Annotated in this window: 16 protein-coding genes; 6 read left to right on the top strand and 10 right to left on the bottom strand. The window is 61.5% G+C overall.

The features are described from left to right. Window positions 1–68: 68 nt before the first annotated feature. The gene (locus tag ACMDCR_RS15660) at window positions 69–1,370 is read left to right on the top strand and encodes a glycosyltransferase family 2 protein (RefSeq protein WP_413993391.1); all 1,302 of its coding nucleotides are present in this window, start codon (window positions 69–71) and stop codon (window positions 1,368–1,370) included. 274 nt (window positions 1,371–1,644) lie between these two features. Here ACMDCR_RS15660 and ACMDCR_RS15665 read toward each other — a convergent pair whose 3' ends face one another. Both ACMDCR_RS15665 and ACMDCR_RS15670 read right to left on the bottom strand, forming a co-directional pair. Further along, window positions 1,645–2,802 (bottom strand): Gfo/Idh/MocA family protein, encoded by a 1,158-nt coding sequence (locus ACMDCR_RS15665; protein WP_413993392.1) that lies wholly within the window; start codon window positions 2,800–2,802, stop codon window positions 1,645–1,647. Next, window positions 2,789–3,757, bottom strand: a complete 969-nt coding sequence (locus tag ACMDCR_RS15670; protein WP_413993393.1) for a hydroxyacid dehydrogenase — start codon at window positions 3,755–3,757, stop codon at window positions 2,789–2,791. The genes ACMDCR_RS15665 and ACMDCR_RS15670 overlap by 14 nt, the downstream gene beginning before the upstream one ends. Window positions 3,758–3,952: 195 nt before the next feature. Here ACMDCR_RS15670 and iolD point away from each other — a divergent pair, with 195 nt between their 5' ends. The 4 genes from iolD to ACMDCR_RS15690 all read left to right on the top strand — a co-directional run bounded on the left by iolD (window position 3,953) and on the right by ACMDCR_RS15690 (window position 9,992). After that, a complete protein-coding gene (iolD, locus tag ACMDCR_RS15675) occupies window positions 3,953–5,800 on the top strand; it encodes a 3D-(3,5/4)-trihydroxycyclohexane-1,2-dione acylhydrolase (decyclizing) (RefSeq protein WP_413993394.1) in 1,848 nt (615 codons plus the stop codon). A 51-nt stretch (window positions 5,801–5,851) separates the two neighbouring features. Next, window positions 5,852–6,751: a myo-inosose-2 dehydratase gene (gene iolE / locus ACMDCR_RS15680; RefSeq protein ID WP_413993395.1), complete on the top strand. Its 900-nt coding sequence runs from the start codon at window positions 5,852–5,854 to the stop codon at window positions 6,749–6,751. A 4-nt stretch (window positions 6,752–6,755) separates the two neighbouring features. Continuing rightward, entirely contained in the window at window positions 6,756–7,574 is an 819-nt protein-coding gene (locus ACMDCR_RS15685; protein ID WP_413993396.1) for an SDR family oxidoreductase, read from the top strand. A gap of 1,560 nt (window positions 7,575–9,134) precedes the next feature. Next, window positions 9,135–9,992: a serine hydrolase domain-containing protein gene (locus ACMDCR_RS15690; protein ID WP_413993397.1), complete on the top strand. Its 858-nt coding sequence runs from the start codon at window positions 9,135–9,137 to the stop codon at window positions 9,990–9,992. 114 nt (window positions 9,993–10,106) lie between these two features. Here ACMDCR_RS15690 and ACMDCR_RS15695 read toward each other — a convergent pair whose 3' ends face one another. From ACMDCR_RS15695 to ACMDCR_RS15710, 4 genes are all read right to left on the bottom strand, one after another. Continuing rightward, window positions 10,107–10,976 carry a MurR/RpiR family transcriptional regulator gene (locus ACMDCR_RS15695; RefSeq protein WP_413993398.1) on the bottom strand — a complete coding sequence of 290 codons (870 nt, stop codon included), beginning with the start codon at window positions 10,974–10,976 and terminating at the stop codon, window positions 10,107–10,109. Between the two features lie 253 nt (window positions 10,977–11,229). Continuing rightward, on the bottom strand, window positions 11,230–12,246 hold the full coding sequence (locus ACMDCR_RS15700; RefSeq protein WP_413993399.1) for a substrate-binding domain-containing protein: 1,017 nt from the start codon (window positions 12,244–12,246) through the stop codon (window positions 11,230–11,232). A gap of 62 nt (window positions 12,247–12,308) precedes the next feature. Continuing rightward, window positions 12,309–13,343 (bottom strand): ABC transporter permease, encoded by a 1,035-nt coding sequence (locus ACMDCR_RS15705; RefSeq protein WP_413993400.1) that lies wholly within the window; start codon window positions 13,341–13,343, stop codon window positions 12,309–12,311. 7 nt (window positions 13,344–13,350) lie between these two features. Beyond that, the gene (locus ACMDCR_RS15710; protein WP_413993401.1) at window positions 13,351–14,091 is read right to left on the bottom strand and encodes an ATP-binding cassette domain-containing protein; all 741 of its coding nucleotides are present in this window, start codon (window positions 14,089–14,091) and stop codon (window positions 13,351–13,353) included. 514 nt (window positions 14,092–14,605) lie between these two features. Here ACMDCR_RS15710 and ACMDCR_RS15715 point away from each other — a divergent pair. After that, a complete protein-coding gene (locus ACMDCR_RS15715) occupies window positions 14,606–15,628 on the top strand; it encodes a Gfo/Idh/MocA family protein (RefSeq protein WP_413993402.1) in 1,023 nt (340 codons plus the stop codon). 21 nt (window positions 15,629–15,649) lie between these two features. Here the strand turns inward: ACMDCR_RS15715 and ACMDCR_RS15720 are convergent, their stop codons facing one another. The 4 genes from ACMDCR_RS15720 to ACMDCR_RS15735 all read right to left on the bottom strand — a co-directional run bounded on the left by ACMDCR_RS15720 (window position 15,650) and on the right by ACMDCR_RS15735 (window position 20,060). Then, window positions 15,650–16,465: an HpcH/HpaI aldolase family protein gene (locus tag ACMDCR_RS15720; RefSeq protein ID WP_413993403.1), complete on the bottom strand. Its 816-nt coding sequence runs from the start codon at window positions 16,463–16,465 to the stop codon at window positions 15,650–15,652. A 10-nt stretch (window positions 16,466–16,475) separates the two neighbouring features. Beyond that, complete coding sequence (locus ACMDCR_RS15725; protein WP_413993404.1) at window positions 16,476–17,918, bottom strand: NAD-dependent succinate-semialdehyde dehydrogenase; 1,443 nt, start codon at window positions 17,916–17,918, stop codon at window positions 16,476–16,478. Next, on the bottom strand, window positions 17,915–18,880 hold the full coding sequence (iolG, locus tag ACMDCR_RS15730) for an inositol 2-dehydrogenase (protein ID WP_413993405.1): 966 nt from the start codon (window positions 18,878–18,880) through the stop codon (window positions 17,915–17,917). The genes ACMDCR_RS15725 and iolG overlap by 4 nt, the downstream gene beginning before the upstream one ends. A gap of 748 nt (window positions 18,881–19,628) precedes the next feature. Beyond that, window positions 19,629–20,060, bottom strand: coding sequence for a helix-turn-helix domain-containing protein (locus ACMDCR_RS15735; RefSeq protein WP_413993406.1), 432 nt, complete (start codon window positions 20,058–20,060; stop codon window positions 19,629–19,631). Window positions 20,061–20,187: the final 127 nt, after the last annotated feature.

Below are 20,187 nucleotides of genomic sequence, written 5' to 3' on the forward strand. Positions count from 1 at the left end.
CGAACATGGGTCAATTCTCGATGGAAAAATCCCCTCCGACTGGGTCACTTCTCAGTGGAAATCAACACATGATCCGGACCAAGCCGTTCCGCGAGCATTGCGCTCTGCCGGTTCTGCCTGGCAAGCAGCCTTTCGGCGGTCACCTGCTCAGCCACGATTTCGTCGAGGCCGCCCTTTTGGCCCGGGCAGGGTGGGACGTATGGTTCCTGCCTCAGATCGAGGGATCCTATGAGGAAAATCCTCCGACCCTTCTCGACGAGCTGAAGCGTGACCGCCGTTGGGCGCAGGGCAACACGCAGCATCTCGGGCTCTTGCTGGCGGACGGGCTGAGGTCGGCCCACAAGTTCCTGTTCTTCAATGGTGCAATGGCGTTTCTGGCTGCTCCCCTGTGGGGGGTGTTCCTGGTGCTAAGCGTGGTCTGGGCCTTTAATTGGAATGTGGTCGGGCATGGGCTGGCGCTCCTGCACTTCTTTCGCTCTTTTCCACTGCCACCCTGGTGGATGTTCGGTCTGACGCTCGTCTTCCTGTTTGCGCCGAAATTTCTTGCGATTGTCATCGCAGCCAGGAGCAGGTCAGCGTGGGATTATGGCGGCATCGATAAGATATTCATTGGCGTAATTGTTGAGTCCGCGTTGTCTATACTAATATCCCCGATCAAGATGCTTTATCACAGCCTGTTTGTTATTCAATCCTTGCTCGGCAAGAGCGTCAAATGGGGACCGCAGATACGCGACGATCGTGGTATGGTCTGGTCCGACGCAATCCATTATTTTGGCTGGTGCACAGGTATCGGTGTCGGCACCTGGATGATCCTCTATCGCTTGGTAGCCTCATCCAGGTTGTTCGAAATCATTTCGTTGTTGCGTCCCCACCTGATGGCGATGCAGTTCCTGATCTGGCTTGCACCGATACTGGGCGGCATGGCGCTATCTGTTCCCGTGGCAGTCCTGACAAGCCGGAACACCTGGGGCCAGTGGCTGCGACGAAAATCGATCTTTCTGACACCTGAGGAGAACAATCCACCCGACGAATTGAGCCTCCAGCCCTTCAGCGATGAGAGGCTTGAAAACGATCCGTTCGTGCAGGCCGTGGTTGATCCACAATTGAACGCTGTGCATGTCGCGCTGCAAAGGCCTCGTTCGCTCTATCCGCAATACCTCGCCAGGATTGTCGAGAAGGCGTTGACGGAAGGGCCGGGCAGCTTGACCGAGACCGAGCGCAACGTCGTTCTCTGCGATCGTCAGTCCATGATGGAACTGCACTGGGCGGTGTGGGGACTGACCAAAAACCGTCACCTCTGGCACGGCGCGGAGCTGCGCCAGACGGGTGCAAGGGGGCAGCAGGTCCAAAGCGTCTTGTCTTCACGGTAATCACCGAGAATCACAAAATGCACCTGATATCAAAGAGTTAATTTGGAGAGTCGCTCCGGTGCGAAGGCATTTTGCATTCCTGGACGCCAGGGTGGTGGCCTGCTGGAGATTGGCAACACAGAAGCAGTGCCCCGACCGGGCAGCCACATTTGGGCTCAGACGCTCGGTCGATTCCATGCGGGTAGCGTTGTTGGAGGGCTGGGAGTCCGGTACTGCCGGCCATATGGAGCACGAGGTTTTCGAGCGCCATGCCGGAGGCGGGCAGCAGAGCCGTTCATTCGAAACCGATAGTCGGCCCGCTGATCTTTAGGGGTGTCTCCACCCATCGTTTCTCCAGCGCGGATCTCTGTATCGCTTCCACCAGTTCCTGGATGCGCTGCCCGGATCTGAAGCCGAAAGGCTCGGGACCCTTGCCGGCGATGGCGTCGACGAAGCCGGCGATCTCGATGGCCTTGAGATCGTTGAAACCAAGCTGGTGGCCGGGGGCAACGCAGAACAGCCCATAGGGCGAATGGTCGGGGCCCGCCTCGATGCGCCGGAAGCCGCGCCGCCCCTGCTTGTCGGCTCCATCATAGAAGTTCAGCTCGTTGAAGCGCTCCTGCGTGAAGACGAGGGCGCCCTTGGTGCCGTAGATCTCGAAATCATGCTGCATCTTTCGGCCGGTAGCGATCCAGCTCGCTTCGAGGCTGCCGGAGGCGCCGTTGGCAAAGCGCAGGAAGGCTCGGCCGAGATCGTCAACCTCGACAGCCCGCCTCCCACCCTTGCCGTCGGGCCTGGCGTCGATGACGGTGACGGCGTCGCCCTGAACCGTCGTGATCGGACCGAGCAGATATTCCGCCGTCGCCAGTGCATGGCTGCCGATATCCGCAAGAGCGCCTCCGCCGGCCGGATCGTGCCGGAAGGTGAAGGGGCTGTCGGCATCCGCCATGTAGTCCTCGGCATGAATTCCGCGATAGCTGCGGATCTCGCCGAGGTCGCCGCCGCGGATCATGTCGCGCGCCAGGGCAAACAGCGGGTTGCACAGATAGTTGAAGCCGACCTGGGTGCGCACGCCAGCGGCCTCGGCGGCCTGCGTCATCTCGGCGGCGTCGGCTGCCGTGGTAGCCAGCGGCTTCTCGCAATAGACATGCTTGCCGGCGGCCAACGCGGCGAGCGCCATCTCCTTGTGCAGAGCGTTGGGCGAGGTGATGTCGATCACATCGATGTCGGGATCGGCTATCAGGCTCTTCCAGTCGCCGGAGGCTTTCTGGAAACCCAGCGCCTGCGCCGCCGCTGACGCGAGCTCGTCGGTGCGGTCGGCAACCGTATGCAGCAAGAGTTCATAAGGGAGATCGAAAACGCGTTGTGCCGCAGCGAAACCGAAGACGTGGGTCTTGCCCATGAAGCCGGTGCCGATGAGGCCGATCCTGAGCTGCCCTTTATGACTTGGCATTGAGATATTCTCTGTTGACGACGAGTGCGGGATCGATCGTGCCGGCGAAGAAATCGAGCACGTTCTGCACGGAGGAAATGGCCATCCGCTCGGCGCATTCGGCCGTCAGGCCGGCGATATGCGGCGTCAGTATCACCTGGTCGAAGCCGAACAGGGGATGGTTGGCGAGGGGGGGTTCGTCGTCGAAGACGTCGAGGCCCGCGGCCGAGATCTTGCCGCTGCGCAACGCCTCGACCAGTGCGGCTTCATCGACGATGCCGCCGCGCGCCGTGTTGACGAGAATGGCCGAGGGCTTCATGGCCGCCAGCTCCCGCGCGCCGATGGCGGGGCGCTCTCCCCTCGGCACATGGACAGACACCGCATCCGCCCAGCCGAGACCGGCCATGAGGTCGCTGAGGGGGGCAATCGGGCCCTCCGGCCAACCCGTCCTCTGAAGGTAGGGGTCGAAGGCCCTGACCTCCATGCCGAACGCCTCGGCAAGCCTGGCCAGTCGTCGTCCGGTCCTGCCGAAACCCATGACGAGAAGATGCTTGCCGAAGAGCTCAGTGGCCTCGAGCCGGTTGCGCCAGCTCCAGCTGCCTTCCCGGGTGGAATGGTCCGAGCGCAACAATTGCTTGGCACAGGCAAGCAGCAGCATCATCGCGTGCTCGGCCACCGATATCGAATTCACATCGCCCACGATCGAGAGGGCGATGCCCCTGCTGTTCAGCGACGGAAGATCGACGGCATCGTAGCCGACGCCGTGGCGGGAGACGATGCGCAGCCTGTCCGCACGCGCGAGCGTGGGCGCCGAAAGGGGCTGGGTGCGAATGACGAGGCCGTCCGCTGGGGCGATGAGAGGCGCATAGCTGGCTTCCGAGACCTCTTCGACATAATCGAACGTCACGCCGGGCGCGGCATGCAAAAGCGCAATTCCGCTCGGATGCAGTTTGCCTGCGACGAGGATGTGCGGCATCGTTTCCTCCGGCCAATTCTAACGACTGGCTGTCTCGATTGTGTCATGGCCAGTCATTGAAAGGAGCCGCGCCAGCTTGGCGACAGGCGGCTGTTGCTCCCCTCAAACAGCACATGCAATGGTGATTGCAATTATCTTGCTTTGTCAATAATCATTTCGTAAGCAATACGAAAATCGCATTTGCGAGGGAGGAATATGATGTCCGCCACCATTCGTCTCACCATGGCGCAGGCCCTGGTGCGCTATCTGTGCAACCAGTTCACAGTCGTGGACGGCGCGAAGGTGCCGCTTTTCCCGGGCGTCTTCGCCATTTTCGGGCATGGAAACGTCACCTGCCTTTCGGAGGCGCTGGAGGCCGTGCAGGATACGCTGCCGACCTGGCGGGGCCAGAACGAACAGTCGATGGCGCTCGCCGCGATCGGCTTCGCCAAGGCCAGGCGTCGGCGCCAGATCATGGTCGCGTCAACCTCGATCGGGCCAGGCGCCCTGAACATGGTCACGGCTGCCGGCGTCGCCCATGCCAATCGCCTGCCTGTGCTGCTGCTCTCGGGCGATACTTTCGTCAATCGCCGGCCGGATCCCGTCATGCAGCAGGTGGAGCATTTCGGCGACCCCACCATCAATGTCAACGACGCCTTCAAGGCGGTGACGCGCTATTGGGATCGCATCGTGCATCCCGAGCAGATCATCTCCTCCTTGCCGCAGGCGGTCGGCGTGCTCCTGGATCCCGCCGACTGCGGGCCGGCCTTCATCGCGCTTCCCCAGGACGTGCAGGAAATGGCCTGGGATTACCCGGAAGTGTTCTTCGAGCCTGTCGTGCACCGGATAGCGCGAGCCCGGCCCGATCGCGATCGCGTCAAGGAAGCTGTCAACATCCTGAGGCAGGCGAAACGCCCCCTGATCATTTCCGGCGGCGGGGTCCGTTATTCGGGTGCGGAAAAGGCACTGGCTGATTTCGCGCAGAAGCGGGGCATCCCGCTGGCGGAAACCATTGCCGGCAAGGGCGCGGTGACGCATGACCATCCCGCCCATGTCGGGCCGATCGGCATCGTCGGCTCGACATCCGCCAATGCGCTCGCCGCCGAGGCCGATGTGATCCTGGCCGTCGGCACGCGGTTGATGGATTTCACCACCGGCTCCTGGACTGCCTTCTCCCCGGCGGCAAAATTCATTTCCATCAACGCGGCCCGGTGGGATGCCACCAAGCACCGCGCGCTGGCGGTGATAGGCGATGCCCTCGAAACGGTCGAGGAACTGGAAGGCGCACTCGAGGACTGGAAGGCGCCGGAAGCCTGGACGACGAAGGGCGTGTCCGAATTCGCCAAATGGAACGACATGCTCGACGGCTTCCAGAAGCCCACCAACGATCCCATACCGACCTATGCCCAGGTCGTGGGCGTGGTGAATGCCAAGGCCGGCGACCGGGACCTGCTCATCACCGCCGCCGGCGGATTGCCCGGCGAAGTCATGAAGAACTGGCGCGTCAAGGATCCCAACACCTTCGATTGCGAATTCGGCTTCTCCTGCATGGGTTATGAGATTTCCGCAGGCTGGGGGGCCGCCATGGCCGATCCGACGCGCACGCCCATCGTCATGATCGGCGACGGCACCTACATGATGATGAATTCGGACGTCTATTCGACTGTCCTCAGCGGCCACAAGATCATTCTGATCGTCTGCGACAATGGCGGCTATGCCGTGATCAACCGCCTGCAGAACGCCAAGGGCACGCCCGGCTTCAACAATCTCATCAAGGATTGTCGCGTTAAGGAACCTTTCTCGGTCGATTTCGCCAAGCACGCCGAGGCCATGGGCGCGCTGACGCGGCACGTGGAAAGCCTTGCCGATCTTGGCCAGGCCGTCGAGTGGGCAAAGACGAACGACCGCACCACCGTCATCACCATCGTGTCGGATGCCTTCACCTGGACGCCGGGCGATGCCTGGTGGGATGTCGGCGTTCCCGCCACCAGCGAGAGGAAGGAAGTGCGCGAGGCCCATGACGCGCAAGTCGCCGGCCGCCAGCGCCAGCGCGTCGGCGTCTAACGGCCGCTCCCCCAGCGCCGATAAACCGTTACCTACACTTTGGAGATTCCTATGAAAGCAAGACTTGGCATCGCGCCGATTGCCTGGTGGAACGACGACCTGGCCGAGCTTAGTGACGACGTCTCTCTCGACGAGTGCCTGCGCCAGGCCCGGCAGGCAGGCTTCACAGGGATGGAGACCGGCCGTCGCTTCCCGATGGACCCCGCCGAGCTCAAGCCCGTGCTGGACAAGCACGGCATGAGGGTGTGCGGCGGCTGGTTCTCGGGCCTGCTGCTCGACGGTGACATCGAGAAAGAGAAGGACCGCATCGCCGCCCAGATGGCGCTCTTCAAGGCCGTCAGCGCTCCCTGCATCGTCTATGGCGAGACGGCCGGCACAATCCAGGGCAATCGCTCGGCGCCGCTCGCGACCAAGCGCCGACTGAGCGAGGATGAGATCAAGGCCTATGGCCGCAAGATGACGACCTTCGCCGAATGGTGCGCGGGGGAGGGGATGCCGATCAGCTATCACCATCACATGGCGGCGCCGATCGAGACCGAGGAAGAACTCGATCTCCTGATGAAGCACTCGGGCGAAGCCTTGCCGCTGCTCTACGATGCGGGACACATGGCCTTTGCCGGCGGTGATGTCCTGCGGGTCATCGACAAGCACCATGCCCGCATCTCGCATGTGCATACCAAGGACATCCGGGCGAGCGTGGTCGATGGCCTCGATCGCAGCAAGGAGAGCTTCCTCGATGCGGTGGTGAAGGGCGCCTTCACGGTTCCCGGAGACGGCTCGCTCGACTTCGAGGCCATCGTGAAGCGGCTGGCATCCTACGGGTATGAGGGCTGGTTCGTCGTCGAAGCGGAGCAGGATCCCGTCAAGAGCCCGCCGCTTAAGATGGCTGAGATCGGGCACAAGGAGCTGCTGCGGGTGATGGCGGCGGCTGGCTACACGGTGGAGAATTGACATTATGAATCGCATGGATGGAAGGGTCTGCGTCGTGACCGGCTCGACGCAGGGCCTCGGTGCCGCGATCGCCCGGCAGCTCGCCGCCGCCGGCGCCGCCGGCCTGGTTACGCTTGGCCGCAATGCCGCCAAGGGTAAGGCCGTGGCTGACAAGGTCAGGCTGGACACTGGCGTCCCCGTTCACTTCGTCAAGGCCGATGTCGCCGACGTCGAGGAGTGCCGGCATGCCATCGCCGAGGCCGATCGCGTCTACGGCCGGGTGGACGTCCTCGTGAACGCAGCAGCCTGCACGGACCGGGGCACGATCCTCGATACCTCGCCCGAACTGTTCGATCTCATCTTCGCCACCAATGTGCGAGGGCCCTATTTCCTGATGCAGGAAGCGATCAAGTTGATGATCCGCGACGGCATCGCCGGATCGATCTGCAACATCGGCTCGATCTCCGAACATACGGGACAGCCCTTCATCAACGCCTATTGCGCCTCCAAGGGGGCACTGGCGACGCTGACGCGCAACACGGCCTTCTCGGTGATGAAGAATCGCATCCGCGTGAACCAGCTCAATGTCGGCTGGATGTCGTCCGACCATGAACGCGAGTTGCAGGCTGCGGCAACCGGAGATCCGGACTGGGAGGCAAAGGCCACCGCCACCCTGCCCTTCGGGCGTCTCGTCGATCCGGAGGAGGCGGCGCGCGCGGTCAACTTCATCGTATCCGACGACGCGGGCCTGATGACGGGCGCCGTGGTCAACTATGACCAGACGGTGTGGGGCGGTTCGGCCGGGGCGATGCCGGTTCCGGCCGAGGCGTTGGTTTTGGCATGAAATATCTGTTGTCATGCAAATGCTTGATTGAATCTGATAAAGTGTTCTGTGAGGAGCATGTTTGAAGGCCGGTCGCATTTTGGCCGCCACTGTGACGCGGGCTCAACCTGAACCTGGTGCCAAAGTCACTTGCTGGAAGGGCCTCTTGCGAGTGACTTTGGCAACATGGAAACCAGCAAGAATTGAATGAAGGCACCGGGTGTTGGGAAAGTCAGGGAAAGCGCGCAGCTGCATTGCCACCGCAACGCGCGAGCGCTCTCGTTCCCACGCCGTTTCCGACTGGGTTGATGAAGAGACCGGGCGATGGCGGCTGCGGAGCAGCCGTGAAAGCAGGATCATGGAAGATGCAGGCCGCACTGTCGATGCGAGCCGCCATCGCCCCGTTCCGGTTGCCCGACACGCTGACAAAGCGCGCAAGGCCACCTGTTTTTCTCCGCCTTGTGAAGGCGGAGGCAAGCCGGGAGCGGATGGCACGGACCATCCGAACCTGAGCCAGCCGGCTCGGTGAAGGGGCTCAGCGCTACAGTCCTGGCCGGACAGTGGCATCAGCCGTCTTCACCGCATCGGCGGGACGTGGGGACGAAGGCATTGCCGGGCTCATGCCCGTCACGCTCCGTCCAGGGATCCAGGGCACTTCCATGGTGTGCCGATCCCGTATGTCCCGCTCTTCACCCCTGGAGGCTGGCTTCGAAAGAAGCGGGGCCGCCGCCTACCACTGGGATAGGCTGTCGGGGTGGATGGAGGCGTTCGGAGCCGGGCTGTACCTGCGCTGGCTACTGAGGCCTCATTCCGTTAAGGAATAAAGCACGGGAGGGACCTAGAGTCAATATTTGTTCTCATTTCGTGCATGTGACTAACGGCGTGTATCACCGGCAACGGAGGTGCCACGCGGAGTATTATCAGTCGATCTGGTCTCTGACGAACAGTTTGACCGGGTAACCAAATAAATCCGCTGTCCCGGTAATTCTGAATCAGCTCAATGTCGGCTGGATATCGTCCGACCATGAACGCGGGTTGCGGGCCACGGCCACCGGCGATCCGGACCGGGAGGGCTAAGGCCACCGCCGCACTGCCCTTCGGGCGTCGTCGACCCGAAGGAGGCGGCGCACACGGTCAACTTCATCGTATCCGACGACGCCGGCCTGATGGCGGGCGCCGTGGTGAATTACGACCAGACTGTGTGGAGAGGCTCCGCAGGGCGGGTACCGGCGGAGGCATTGGCGTGAGGTGTCTTTCATCCTGCAGCCCTTTGGAGTGTGCAGGATTAAGTGGTTTGGGAAGAGCTGGCTTTGAAGGCGGGTCAGATCTTGGCCGCTACCTGAAACGCGAGCGTAGCTCTAACCTGCCGCATAAGTCACTCGCAAAAAGGAGCTTTTGCGAGTGACTTATACAACACTGAAACCAGCTAGAATTGAATGAAAGTACCGAGTGTCGGAAAAGTTAGAAATTTCGCGACACCGAAGATCGGAATCGGCCCGATCAATCGGTTGATAAGCAGCGGCCTCTCTCCAGCAAGCGGGCGGTTCTCGCGTCGTTATCCCGAGTCGCTTATGATGCGGCATGGAAGCAAAAGTATTCATTGGTAATGATGGCGAAGCAGACGCCACGGGCGTTACGGATTCGATTCCATGGTGGAGCTTTACGAAAACGGCGCTCGCGGTTGCCCTGTTGCGGTTGTCGGAACGCGGCAAGATCAACCTCGATGAACCCGTCGAGGGGAAACCCTTCACCCCTACCCAACTCCTTCGGCACGAAGCGGGATTACCAGACTACGGCTCCCTTCCGGCCTACCATGCCGATGTAGAAGCGGGGCGGCCGCCGTGGTCTGTTGATGACCTGTTGAACGCAGTCGAAGCGGATCGACTGCGATACGAACCCGGTCAAGGCTGGGCCTATTCGAACATAGGCTATCTGGAAGTCACTCGATTGATCGAGAGGGCATCGAACCTCCCCCTTTCCGATGCTCTTTCCGACTTCGTATTCATTCCTGCCGACCTCGCGACGGCCCGGCTTGCCGTCACTCCGACTGATTTAGCCGCCGTGCAGATGGGCGACGCGATCGGCTATCATCCGGCTTGGGTCTATCACGGACTGGTTGTAGGCACGGCGATGGATGCCGCTCGACTGCTTCGCCATCTACTCGCTGGCGATTTAGTAAGCGGGACCACAATGCTCGAACGCAGGTCGCTCTCGCAATTCCGCTCTGAACTCCATCCCGATCCAGCATACGGATTGGGGTTGATGCTGCGGGCAACGAATCCGCTCGATCATCCCATCGGTCACAGCGGAGGCGGTCCCGGAAGTCGCATCGCCGTTTATGGGCAGCAGGGAAGAACATGCGTCGTTTGGGCAGCTACCGCATCAAATACCAATCCCGAGGCGGAAGTTTTCCGGGCCTTAGAGAACGGTGGCTTTTGACTCTCTTCCGCGATCTTACCGTGTCGCGAAACTCCCGATTAAAGCGAGACTTTTGCGCCTGTCTTTTGCGACGGATATCCTGATCAATGGAGCCAATACCTGCGCCTCAAGCCTCTATGGCTGGGTCACGATCGGAATGCGGGGCACGGCAGCCTTTTGCAGGCGCGCGGCAAGCGCGACCGTGAGGGATTGCGCCAGGCACATGGGTGCTGCCAGGGACCTTGAGAACGTATATTGATGCTCGGGCACGGCGAACAGAACCGTGGCGTTCTTGGCGAGCGGCGAAAGGGTTGAATCGGTGATCGCTACGATGGGCAGGCCGCGCGCCGCAGCCTGTTCCACGATGTTGACCACCTCGGTCGCGTAGAACCGGAACGAAACGGCGAAGAGCAGGTCGGTGGGCCGCATGGTGCTTGCGATATGGGTGGCGAGGCCGCCGCTCGCATCGAGGAGGACGGTGCGCTTGCCCAGCATGGTCAGGATGTAGCGCGTGAGATCGACGATCGGCGCCGAGCGGAGCTGGCCCACCAGGTAGATGGTGTCCGCCTTCTCCATCAGATCCACGGCCTTCTCGATGGTCTCGCCGGGCGTCTGGTTCAACAGTTCCTGCAGCGCGTCGATGTCCCGAAGCACCAGGTCGTGCAGGAAGCCCCAGCCGCCGACATTCTCCCGGTCGCTCAGTTCGGTTTCCAGAACCTTGATTCGGGCCTGGAAGCCGGGAGCCGCGGTGGAGAGCCGCCGCTGGAAAACCGCCTGAACTTCCTTGAAACCCTTGTAGCCCAGCATCTGGGCGAAGCGCACGAAGCTCGAAGCGTGGATGCCGCAGGTTTCGGCAATGGCATTGAGCGACATCACCGCCACATCATTGGGATTTTGCGTGAGGTACACTGCAATATTCTGATAGGCCTTGCTCATCCCGTCATACCTGTCGTGGATGATCCGAATGAGGTCCTCGTAGTCTTGCGGGACACTGTCGGCGCCCATGAATATTCCCTTTTCCAATTCGGCCACGGCCCTCAAGGGGTGCCGTACCCGATGGTGCTTCTAGCGCATCTTACCCTCAGATCGAATCACCAAGAATCGCAAAATGCTTTTGATCCCAATGCGCTAACCTGAAAATCCGCTCCTGTCTGAACAAATTTTGCTTCTGGCATGGAGATGCCGCGCGACCTAAGTTGCGCGGCATACCGTAGTTCAGCTCAAAAGGAGCCCGAGGAAGCTCAAGCGGTCCCTTGCGTCAGTTACCGCCGCCGATGCAGGTGGCGACATTGTCCGGCGTACAGACATCGAGGCCGGTATAGGTCGGGTCCTTGGGCGGCGTCTTGCCGTCCTTGATGTCCTTCAGGAAGTACATGGCCTTGTAGCCCATTTCGAAAGGACGCTGGCCGACATTGCCGGAGGCCAGGCCTTCCTTCAGGAGGTCGATCTGCACAGGCAGCGTGTCGGCAACCACGAGGGCAAGCGCGCCCGAAGCGATCTTGTCCTTGTACTTGCTGGCAACCTGCCGATAGGCGTCCGGCAGAAATTCGGGGAAGCCGCCCGTCGGGATGAAGGCATCGAGATCGTTATACTTTCCGAGGATGTCCTCGAGTTGCTGCACCGACTTCGGGAAATCGTCATCGGTGTAGAGGGGGCAGCCATCGACTTCCGTCCAGCCATTCTGGCCCGTCAGTCGCTCACCGGGTGAGTCAGCGCTTTCCTTTCCAGCCAACGTGTCACGGATGCCCTTCATGCGTTCGTTGTGATTGGCCGCGGCGGCGCCGCCGGACTGGATGCAGATCTTGCCGCCCTTTGGCTTGATCTTCATGGCGACCTTGGCGAGGTTGACGCCGATCTCGTAATTATGGGTGCCGACGTAAGCGGCCCGCTCGCCCTTGGCGTCCGGCAGCAGATCGGAGTCCCAGGTCAGAACCGGGATCTTGGCGGCAGCCGCGCCTTGCAGGGCAGCCGCGATCGCGGGAGCATTCGCAGCGGAAACAGCAATCCCGTCGACGCCCTTGGTAATCAGGTCCTGCACCATCTGGGCCTGTTCGTCGCCGCCGCCATGCTCGCCGGGTCCGACATAGAGGCATTCGATGGCGCCGTTGAGTTCCTTCTCCGCCTTCTTGCACCCGGCCATGGCCTGATCGAAGAACGGGTTGTTGGTGTTCTTAGGCACCAGGGCGAAGGTATATTTCTCTGCGGCGCTGGCACTGCCAGCGGTCGCGGCAAGGCTTACGGCGATGGCCGCCGAAGTGAGCAGATATTTGAGCATGGTTTCCTCCAGAGGTGTTGTGCCCTGTTCCGGGCGTTTCACACGACACCGGCCTTGGCCGGTCATTCGCGTCGTTTGCCGCGGATGCGTTCGAGCAGGACCGCGAGAACCAGGAAGCTGCCGACGAAGACGCCCTGCCAATTGGAGTCGACGCCGGCCATGAGAAGGGAGTTGCGGATCACCTCGAGGAGAGCTGAACCAATGAACGCGCCGAAGGAACCTCCTTCACCGCCCATCAGGTTCGCGCCGCCGATCACGGTGGATGCGATGGCGCGGAGCTCGTAGCCCGTGCCGAGCGAGTTGATGGCCGAGCCGGCCCAGCCGACGCTCAGGATCGCCGCGATGGCGCCGCTGAGACCGGACATCGTGTAGGCCTGCATCTTGATGCGCTTGACCGGCACGCCGGTAAGGTTGGCGGCCTGTTCATTGCCGCCGATGGCGAGCAGATGGCGCCCCCATGTCGTCATGCGCATCACCACGAACATGGCGAGGGTGAGGATGACCAGCACCCAGACCGGGTTGGCGATTCCAAGGATGGCGCCGGCGCCGATCACCTTGAACGAGGGGCCGCCGGGCCCGAAATTGTAGAGCATCCTGTTGCCCGACAGCACGACGGCGGCCGAGCGCGCGGCGGAGAGCATGCCGAGCGTCACGACGAAGGGTGACAGCCCCACATAGGCGATGAGGCCGCCATTGATGCCGCCGGCGATGCCGCCCGCGGCAAGACCCGCGGCGACGGCGGCGTACCAGGGATAGCCTGCCTCCAGCGTCAAGCCGCAGGCGACCGCGACCAAGCCCATCACCGAGCCCACGGACAGGTCGATGCCGCCGGTGATTATCACCAGGGTGGCGCCAAGGGCCATGATGCCGATGAAAGCGAAGTTCCGGGTGATATTGTAGAAGTTGTCCTCCGTGGCAAAGCGCGGCTCGCGGATGGACATGACAAGGCAGATGACGATCAGCGCGATCGTCACCCAGAAGGCCTGGCTCGACATCAGGACCTGCCACAACGACTTCTCCTTCACCGTCAGGACGGATTCGATGGAGACGTTGGAGGGCGGGGTGACCTTGGAGCGGTTGGGAGAAGCGTCCGTCATCGCGACCTCAGGCTGTGTGGATTGCGCCGGTGATGAGACCCGTAACTTCCTCCGGCGAGGTTTCGGCAATGCGCTTGTCGGCCACCTTGTGACCGCGGCGCATGACGATTACGCGGTCGCACACCTCGAAGACGTCCGGCATGCGGTGGGAAATCAGCACCACGCTGATGCCGGTGTCGCGCAGGCGGTGGATGAGGTGGAGCACCTCGGCGACCTGCCGCACGCTGATCGCGGCGGTCGGCTCGTCCATCAGCACGATCTTGGCCTGGGAAAGCCGGGTGCGGGCGATGGCGACAGCCTGTCGCTGGCCGCCCGACATCTGCCGCACCAGATCGCGCGGACGGGTCTCGGATTTCAGTTCGCCGAAAAGCTCACCGGCCTTCTTTATCATGGCGCCATGATCGAGCCAGCTGAACGGGCCTGTGCGTTTCTTTATCTCGCGGCCCAGGAAGACGTTGGCGGCTGCCGAGAGATTGTTGCAGAGCGCGAGATCCTGGTAGACGACCTCGATGCCCTTGGCGCGCGCCTCGACCGGCTTGTGAAAATGTACGGCTTCGTCGTCAAGGACGATCTCGCCCGACGTCGGCGGAAAATTGCCGGCGATCAATTTGACCAAGGTTGACTTGCCTGCCCCGTTGTCCCCCATCAGGCCGACGATTTCGGCGCGGCCGATCGTCAACTCGACATCTGTCAATGCTTTGATGGCGCCGAAGCTCTTTGAGACGGACTTCAGCTGCAGCAGTGTCATACCTTATTCCCCCTGATTAATTTCTTGTTTGTCTATTCATGGCGCATCACTCGGAGATTGCAACTATTGATGCATCTCATTCATGTTGCATGAGTGGCCTGTGGGATCGCGATTGGTACCATCCCCGTGGGGGCCCCACAGCGCCACGGACCTTGGGCTTTTGCAATGATTATTTCTTTTCATTGGTTTTTGCAACCCATATTGCAATGGGGCTGCAAATGTTATTTTCGAGGCTGTGACTCGCCAGGGCAAGGGTCGAACGCCAGTCTGTAGAAATGATAATTGACACTAATACATCTCGGCAATATTCGTTGCACTAGAATCAAGTGCGACATCTCAGGTCTTCGGCCAGCTGCCACGACCCGCCGCCCGAGGCTGGGATTTGCCGGGGGCGTGGAGGACCGGTCGGTGTGCTTCACGCATGCGGCCGTGGAGCCGCATGAATACGGCGGCGTCGGGCCGCCCTTTTTGGCTGGTATGGCACCGGTGAAGAGCCGGCGTCGGGAGAGAAGGCATGACCGTCAGGTTGGGGATTATCGGCGTCGGTGTGATGGGCGCCGATCACGCCCGCACGATCGCTTCGCAGGTCGCGGGAGCGCGCATCCACGGCATCTATGACGCGAATCCAGAACGTGCGCGGCAGATTGCCGATGAGGTCGGGGCCATCGACGTGGCTGGCGATCCGATGCACCTTATCGACGATCCGCAGGTGGATGCCGTTTTGATCGCCTCGCCGGACAGCACCCACAAGGAACTGACCCTCGCCTGCGTGACCGCTCGCAAGCCGGTGCTGTGCGAGAAGCCCCTGGCCCCGACCTCGCAGGAATGCCTCGAACTGATTGACGCCGAGGTGAAGGCGGGCAAGCGCTTCGTCCAGGTGGGCTACATGCGCCGCTACGATCCGTCCTATGTGGAGATGAAGAGCCACCTGGCGGCGGGCCTCCTTGGAAGACCGCTGCTGTTCCACTGCATTCATCGCAACGTCGCTGCGCCGCCCTGGTTCGATGGCGGCATGGCCATCGCCAATTCGGCCGTCCACGAATTCGACATTGCGCGCTGGTTGCTCTCGGGCGACCTGACCGCCATTTCCGTCTTCCGGCCAGCCAGCACATCGGCCCAATCGCCCGGCGCGCCGGTGTTCCTGGTGCTGGACGGCGCCGGCGGCACCCTCGTGACCATCGAGGTCTTCATCGACGCCGCCTATGGCTATGATGTGAAGGGCGAACTCGTTTGCGAGAAGGGCACGGTCGAGTTGCAAAGGCCGGTTAACGGCATCGTCAACCACGCCTTGTCGCAGGGTGCGAGCTATCCCGTCGATTGGCGCCCGCGCTTCCAGGATGCCTACCGCCTGCAGGCGCAGGGATGGATCGAGGGCATTCGGTCGGGCCGGCCCAACGGCGCAAGCGCCTGGGATGGCTACGCCGCCACCCGCGTGGCCGAGGCCGGCCTGCAATCGCTGAGGTCAGGGCGCCGGGAGGAGATTCCCATGGCGGCGATGCCCAAACTCTATGATTTAAGGACGACCTTGCAGGCATAGCCCACTCCGGGCCCTCCGCTCTCAATAGACCGACTTCGCGACCGATGGCGCTGCGGCCGTTTTGCCGGTGAGCTCGCGAAATCGCGCGACGCTCGCTCCGGCGGCGGCGGCGAGCAGCCTGGAATCGCCTGCCACCGTGGTCATGTCGAAGCCCCATTCAATGGCGCGCCTGGCGTAGTCGGGCGTTCCACAATGCAGGGCGGCGATCTTGCCCGACTTCCTGCACGCCGCCACGATCTTCTGCAGCGCCTCGATCATCTCCGGCTCCTCGCGATCGAACGCCGGGGCGAGGCGTCCCTGGTGGAGGCTGAAGGTCAGGTCAGCCGGCCCGACATAGATGCCGTCCAGGCCGGGGGTGGCGGCGATCGCGTCCAGATTCGCCATGGCCTCGGCCGTCTCGACCATGGCAAAGCCGAGGATCTCGCCATTGGCTTCTGCGGCGTAGTTCGCCCCCGCGGAGAAATTGGCGCGTGTCGGCCCGAAGCTGCGCTGCCCGATCGGCGGATAGCGCACATAGCTCACGAACTCGGCGGCCTGCCTGGCCGTGTTCACCATCGGGCAGATGATGCCATAGGCGCCGGCGTCGAGAGCCTTCATGATGATGCCGGGTTCGAGCCAGGGCACACGGGCCATCGGAACGACGCCGGAGGCCCGCACGGCCTGAAGCATCGGCAGCAGCATGGAATAGTCGAGAGCGCCGTGCTGCACATCCACCGTAACGCTGTCATAGCCCTGCGCGGCCATGATCTCCGCCGTGAACGAGTTGCCGATCGAGAGCCACCCGTTGATCGTGGGCCGTCCCTGCGCCCAGATCTCCTTCAGCTTGTTCTTGATCACGGGTGCCTCCTCAAAACACGATCTGGGCCAGCTTGGTGTCAAGATAGTCGGAAATGCCCTCCGTGCCACCCTCCCGGCCCATTCCCGAATATTTGGTGCCGCCGAAGGGGGCCTCGGCCGCTGCAAGCGCAAAGCTGTTGATGCCCACCATGCCCGCCTTCAACTCCGCGACGGTGCGGCGGGCCCGCTTGGGGCTGTTCGTGAAGGCATAGGCGGACAAGCCCATGTCGCTGGCATTGGCCCGGGCGATGACTTCGTCGTCCGTCGAGAAGGGCGTTATTGCCGCAATCGGCCCGAAATTCTCCTCTGCGAAGACCCGCATGCCATCTTCGACGTGGGTGAGCACCGTCGGCTCGAAGAAGAAGCCGGAATTGAAGGAGGGAGGAACGCGGCCGCCGGCCGCCACCTTCGCTCCGGCCTTTTCCGCTTCGGCGACAATGGCTTCGATCTCGTCACGGCGCTTGCTGTTGATGAGGGGCCCCATCTGTGTCGTGCTGTCTAGACCATCCCCGAGCTTGAGGGCGCTTGCCCTCGCGGCAAAGCCCTCGACGAAGGCGTCAAGCAGGCTCTCATGAACGAAGAAGCGGTCGGGCGTCACGCAGACCTGGCCGGCATTGGCATATTTGGTCGGCACGGAAACGTTGAGCGCCATTTCGAGGTCGGCGTCGTCATAGATGATGAGCGGTGCATTGCCGCCGAGTTCCATCGAGACCTTCTTCACCGTCTCCGCAGCATCTTTGATCATCTGCTGACCGACGCGAGTGGAGCCCGTCAGGGAAACCTTGCGCACTGCGGCGGAGGCCATGATGGGATTGTAGGTCGTGCTGGTCGGGCCGACGACGAGGCTGACGACACCGGCCGGGATGCCGGAGGCCTTGATGCAATCGACCATGACCATGGCCGTGCCCGGAGTCTGGCTCGATGGACGGACAATCGTCGAACAGCCGGCGGCGAGGGCAGGGGCGATCTTGCGGGCGACCAGCGCGGCCGGAAAGTTCCAGGCCGTGAAGGCGGCAGCGATGCCAACTGGCTCATGCAGGACCTCGAAGCGGCCCCCTGGCACGCGGGTCTCGATCACGCGGCCATAGATGCGGCGGGCCTCTTCGGCGTACCAGCGGAACTGGTCCGTGGCCAGGCCCCATTCGCGCTCGGACTGCGCGAGGGGCTTGCCCGTTTCGCTTGAGATCATCCGGGTGGCTTCGTCCTTGCGCCGAAGCATTTCGTCGGCGACGCGATGCAGGGCGTCTGCGCGCTCGAAAGCCGTTCGGGATTTCCAGAGCGCGAACCCCTCCGCGGCGCTTTCGAGAACCTCTTGGGTGTCCGCAGGTGTGGCAACCGGCACTTCGCCCAGCACGCGCTCATGCACGGGACTGACGACCGGAGCGCGGGCCTTGTCCGACGCCTCGCGCCACTGGCCGTCGATGAACAGACCGAAATTCCAGTAGATGCTCATGCGACCTCGCTGGTCTTAACGGGCCGGCCCTCGCGGATGGACCTGCTGGCTGCCTCCGCCAGGATCAGCGCGAGGCGGCCGTCCTCGAAACCTACTTCCGGCGGCGTGCCGTTCTCGACGGCATCGACGAACGCGCCGATCTCGGCATTGAACGCCTCCGCATATCGCTCGATGAAGAAATTGAGGTAGGGCGTTCCGCGGGATGTGAACTCCGAGGTGAAGCGCACGGACTCGTGCGTTCGCCGGTTCTCCGAAATGGCCATGCCCTTGTTGCCGAACACTTCGACGCGCTGGTCATAGCCGTAGACCGCCTGCCTCGAGTTCAGAATGACGCATTGCTTCCCGGATGACGTGGTGAGGACGACCGATACGGTGTCCCAGTCATTGCAACGATCCATCAGCGGTGCATTCACCAGCCGGCTTCCGACGGCGCTCACCGTGTCCGGTTCCTCTCCCAGCAGGAAGCGGGCCATGTCGAAATCATGGATCGTCATATCGCGAAAGATGCCGCCCGAGACTTCAATATAGGCCGCGGGCGCCATGCCAGGGTCGCGGGACGTTATGACGATCTGCTGCAGGTCGCCGATGTCGCCGTTCTGGATAGCGGTGCGCGTGGCTCGGTGGGTAGGGTCGAAGCGCCTGACGAAGCCGAGCATGATCGGCAAGGTCGTATTGGCGATGGTCCTTGCACAGCGATCCACTCGTTCCAGGCTGAGGTCGATCGGCTTTTCGCACAGGATCGGCTTGCCAGCGGCGACAGCCTTCTCGATGTAATCGGCATGTGTGCTCGTCGAACTCGCGATAAGCACAGCATCGACATCTTTTGACGCGAACAAATCGTCATCGGTCCGAAAGACCGGTGCACCTTCTTTTGCTCCGACCTTGACGGCAGCCTCACTCACGACATCAAACACACCGGCAAGCTCAGCCCTTGGATGTGCCGCGACATTCGAAGCATGCATTTGCCCGATCCGGCCGCAGCCCAAGACCGCAATTCTAAGCACAGCGACTCCTCCCGACGAACATTTTAGCAATGATCGTTGCAAAATATCGTCATTGTCAATGATTATTCCAGCCAGTTTTCCAACTGGCCTCCTGGCTCGCTTCCTGGCCGGATTCTTTGCCATGTGACCTGATTGAGCAAGGGCCCCGCTGGGAGGATGGCGGGGTGCCTAGCTCAAATAAACGCGCGGATCCCTGTTCATCCACAAACACACGACCTTAAACAATTCCGCGGAACAGTGACCACCGCTGCGAAGGCGGCTGAGGTTTGAATGCGACGTCTGAAGCTGTGCCGCCAGTTCGCGAAGCCGGTAGTGCTGGAATAAGTCGGCCAGAACTGTCGTGCCATTCGAATTTTAGGCAGCTGCCTGCCTAAAAAGAGGTAGTGGTGGGGACGGATTTTCTCGCAGCTGTTGGTGCCGCAACGCAAGCCGATGCGAAATCGGCTAAATAGATATGCGTAGATACTACTTTATGGCACCTATAGTATGGATTCCCGCGAATCACTATTATAGTATAGCATATTGTACGAATTATTTAGTAAATAGAATGTGTATTGAATCTGTCATGGTCGATGAAGCTAAATAAGTTGAGCGAACTTTAGATAAAACGGAGATTACATTTCAATTATCACGGGGCTGGGGTAGCGCATTCAGGTTGAATGCTGATCTTCGGGCCGCCTGCACGCCCCGGAGACTGAAGCCAGCCCTACCCCTTGGGGTGCTCAAGCTTCGCCTTATGCCAGTCGAGCTCCCTTTGATATTCCTCGGCAGCGGTCTCCGCGAGCTCGCGTGTTTCAAACACACCCATGAACTTTCGCGCGCCGTCGCAAGTGGCGAAGCACTCGCCGGAGTTCTGATCGAACTCGACGACCAGATCGTTTTCAGGGGGTGCTGACTGAATTGAATGCTTCCTCAGACGCACGCCTGCCCCCTCGCCATTCTCGGCGACGAAGATCACACCCGCGGATTCAAGGGCACGCCGGACAGCGGCGAGCGTCGGCACATTCGCCGATAGGATTCCAGATTGAGCCTCCAGTCTCTTGATAGTCGGGACGGAGACACCCGACCTCTGTGCCAGGATTTTCTGGTCCCACCTAATGAGCGCGCGGGCTGCCCGCAGTTGGTCACTCGTCTGCATGTGATCCCCTGAGAATAAAAATATACCCTAGGACTATACGAGCTTTCAGGGATCATTTTATATTCGGGCAGAAGAGCAGCGCAAGAGGAGTCCACATCTTTGCGTCCAATACGGCTGTTCCCCAGCC

Source organism: Labrys okinawensis (assembly GCF_047345005.1).
Lineage (GTDB): Bacteria > Pseudomonadota > Alphaproteobacteria > Rhizobiales > Labraceae > Labrys > Labrys okinawensis.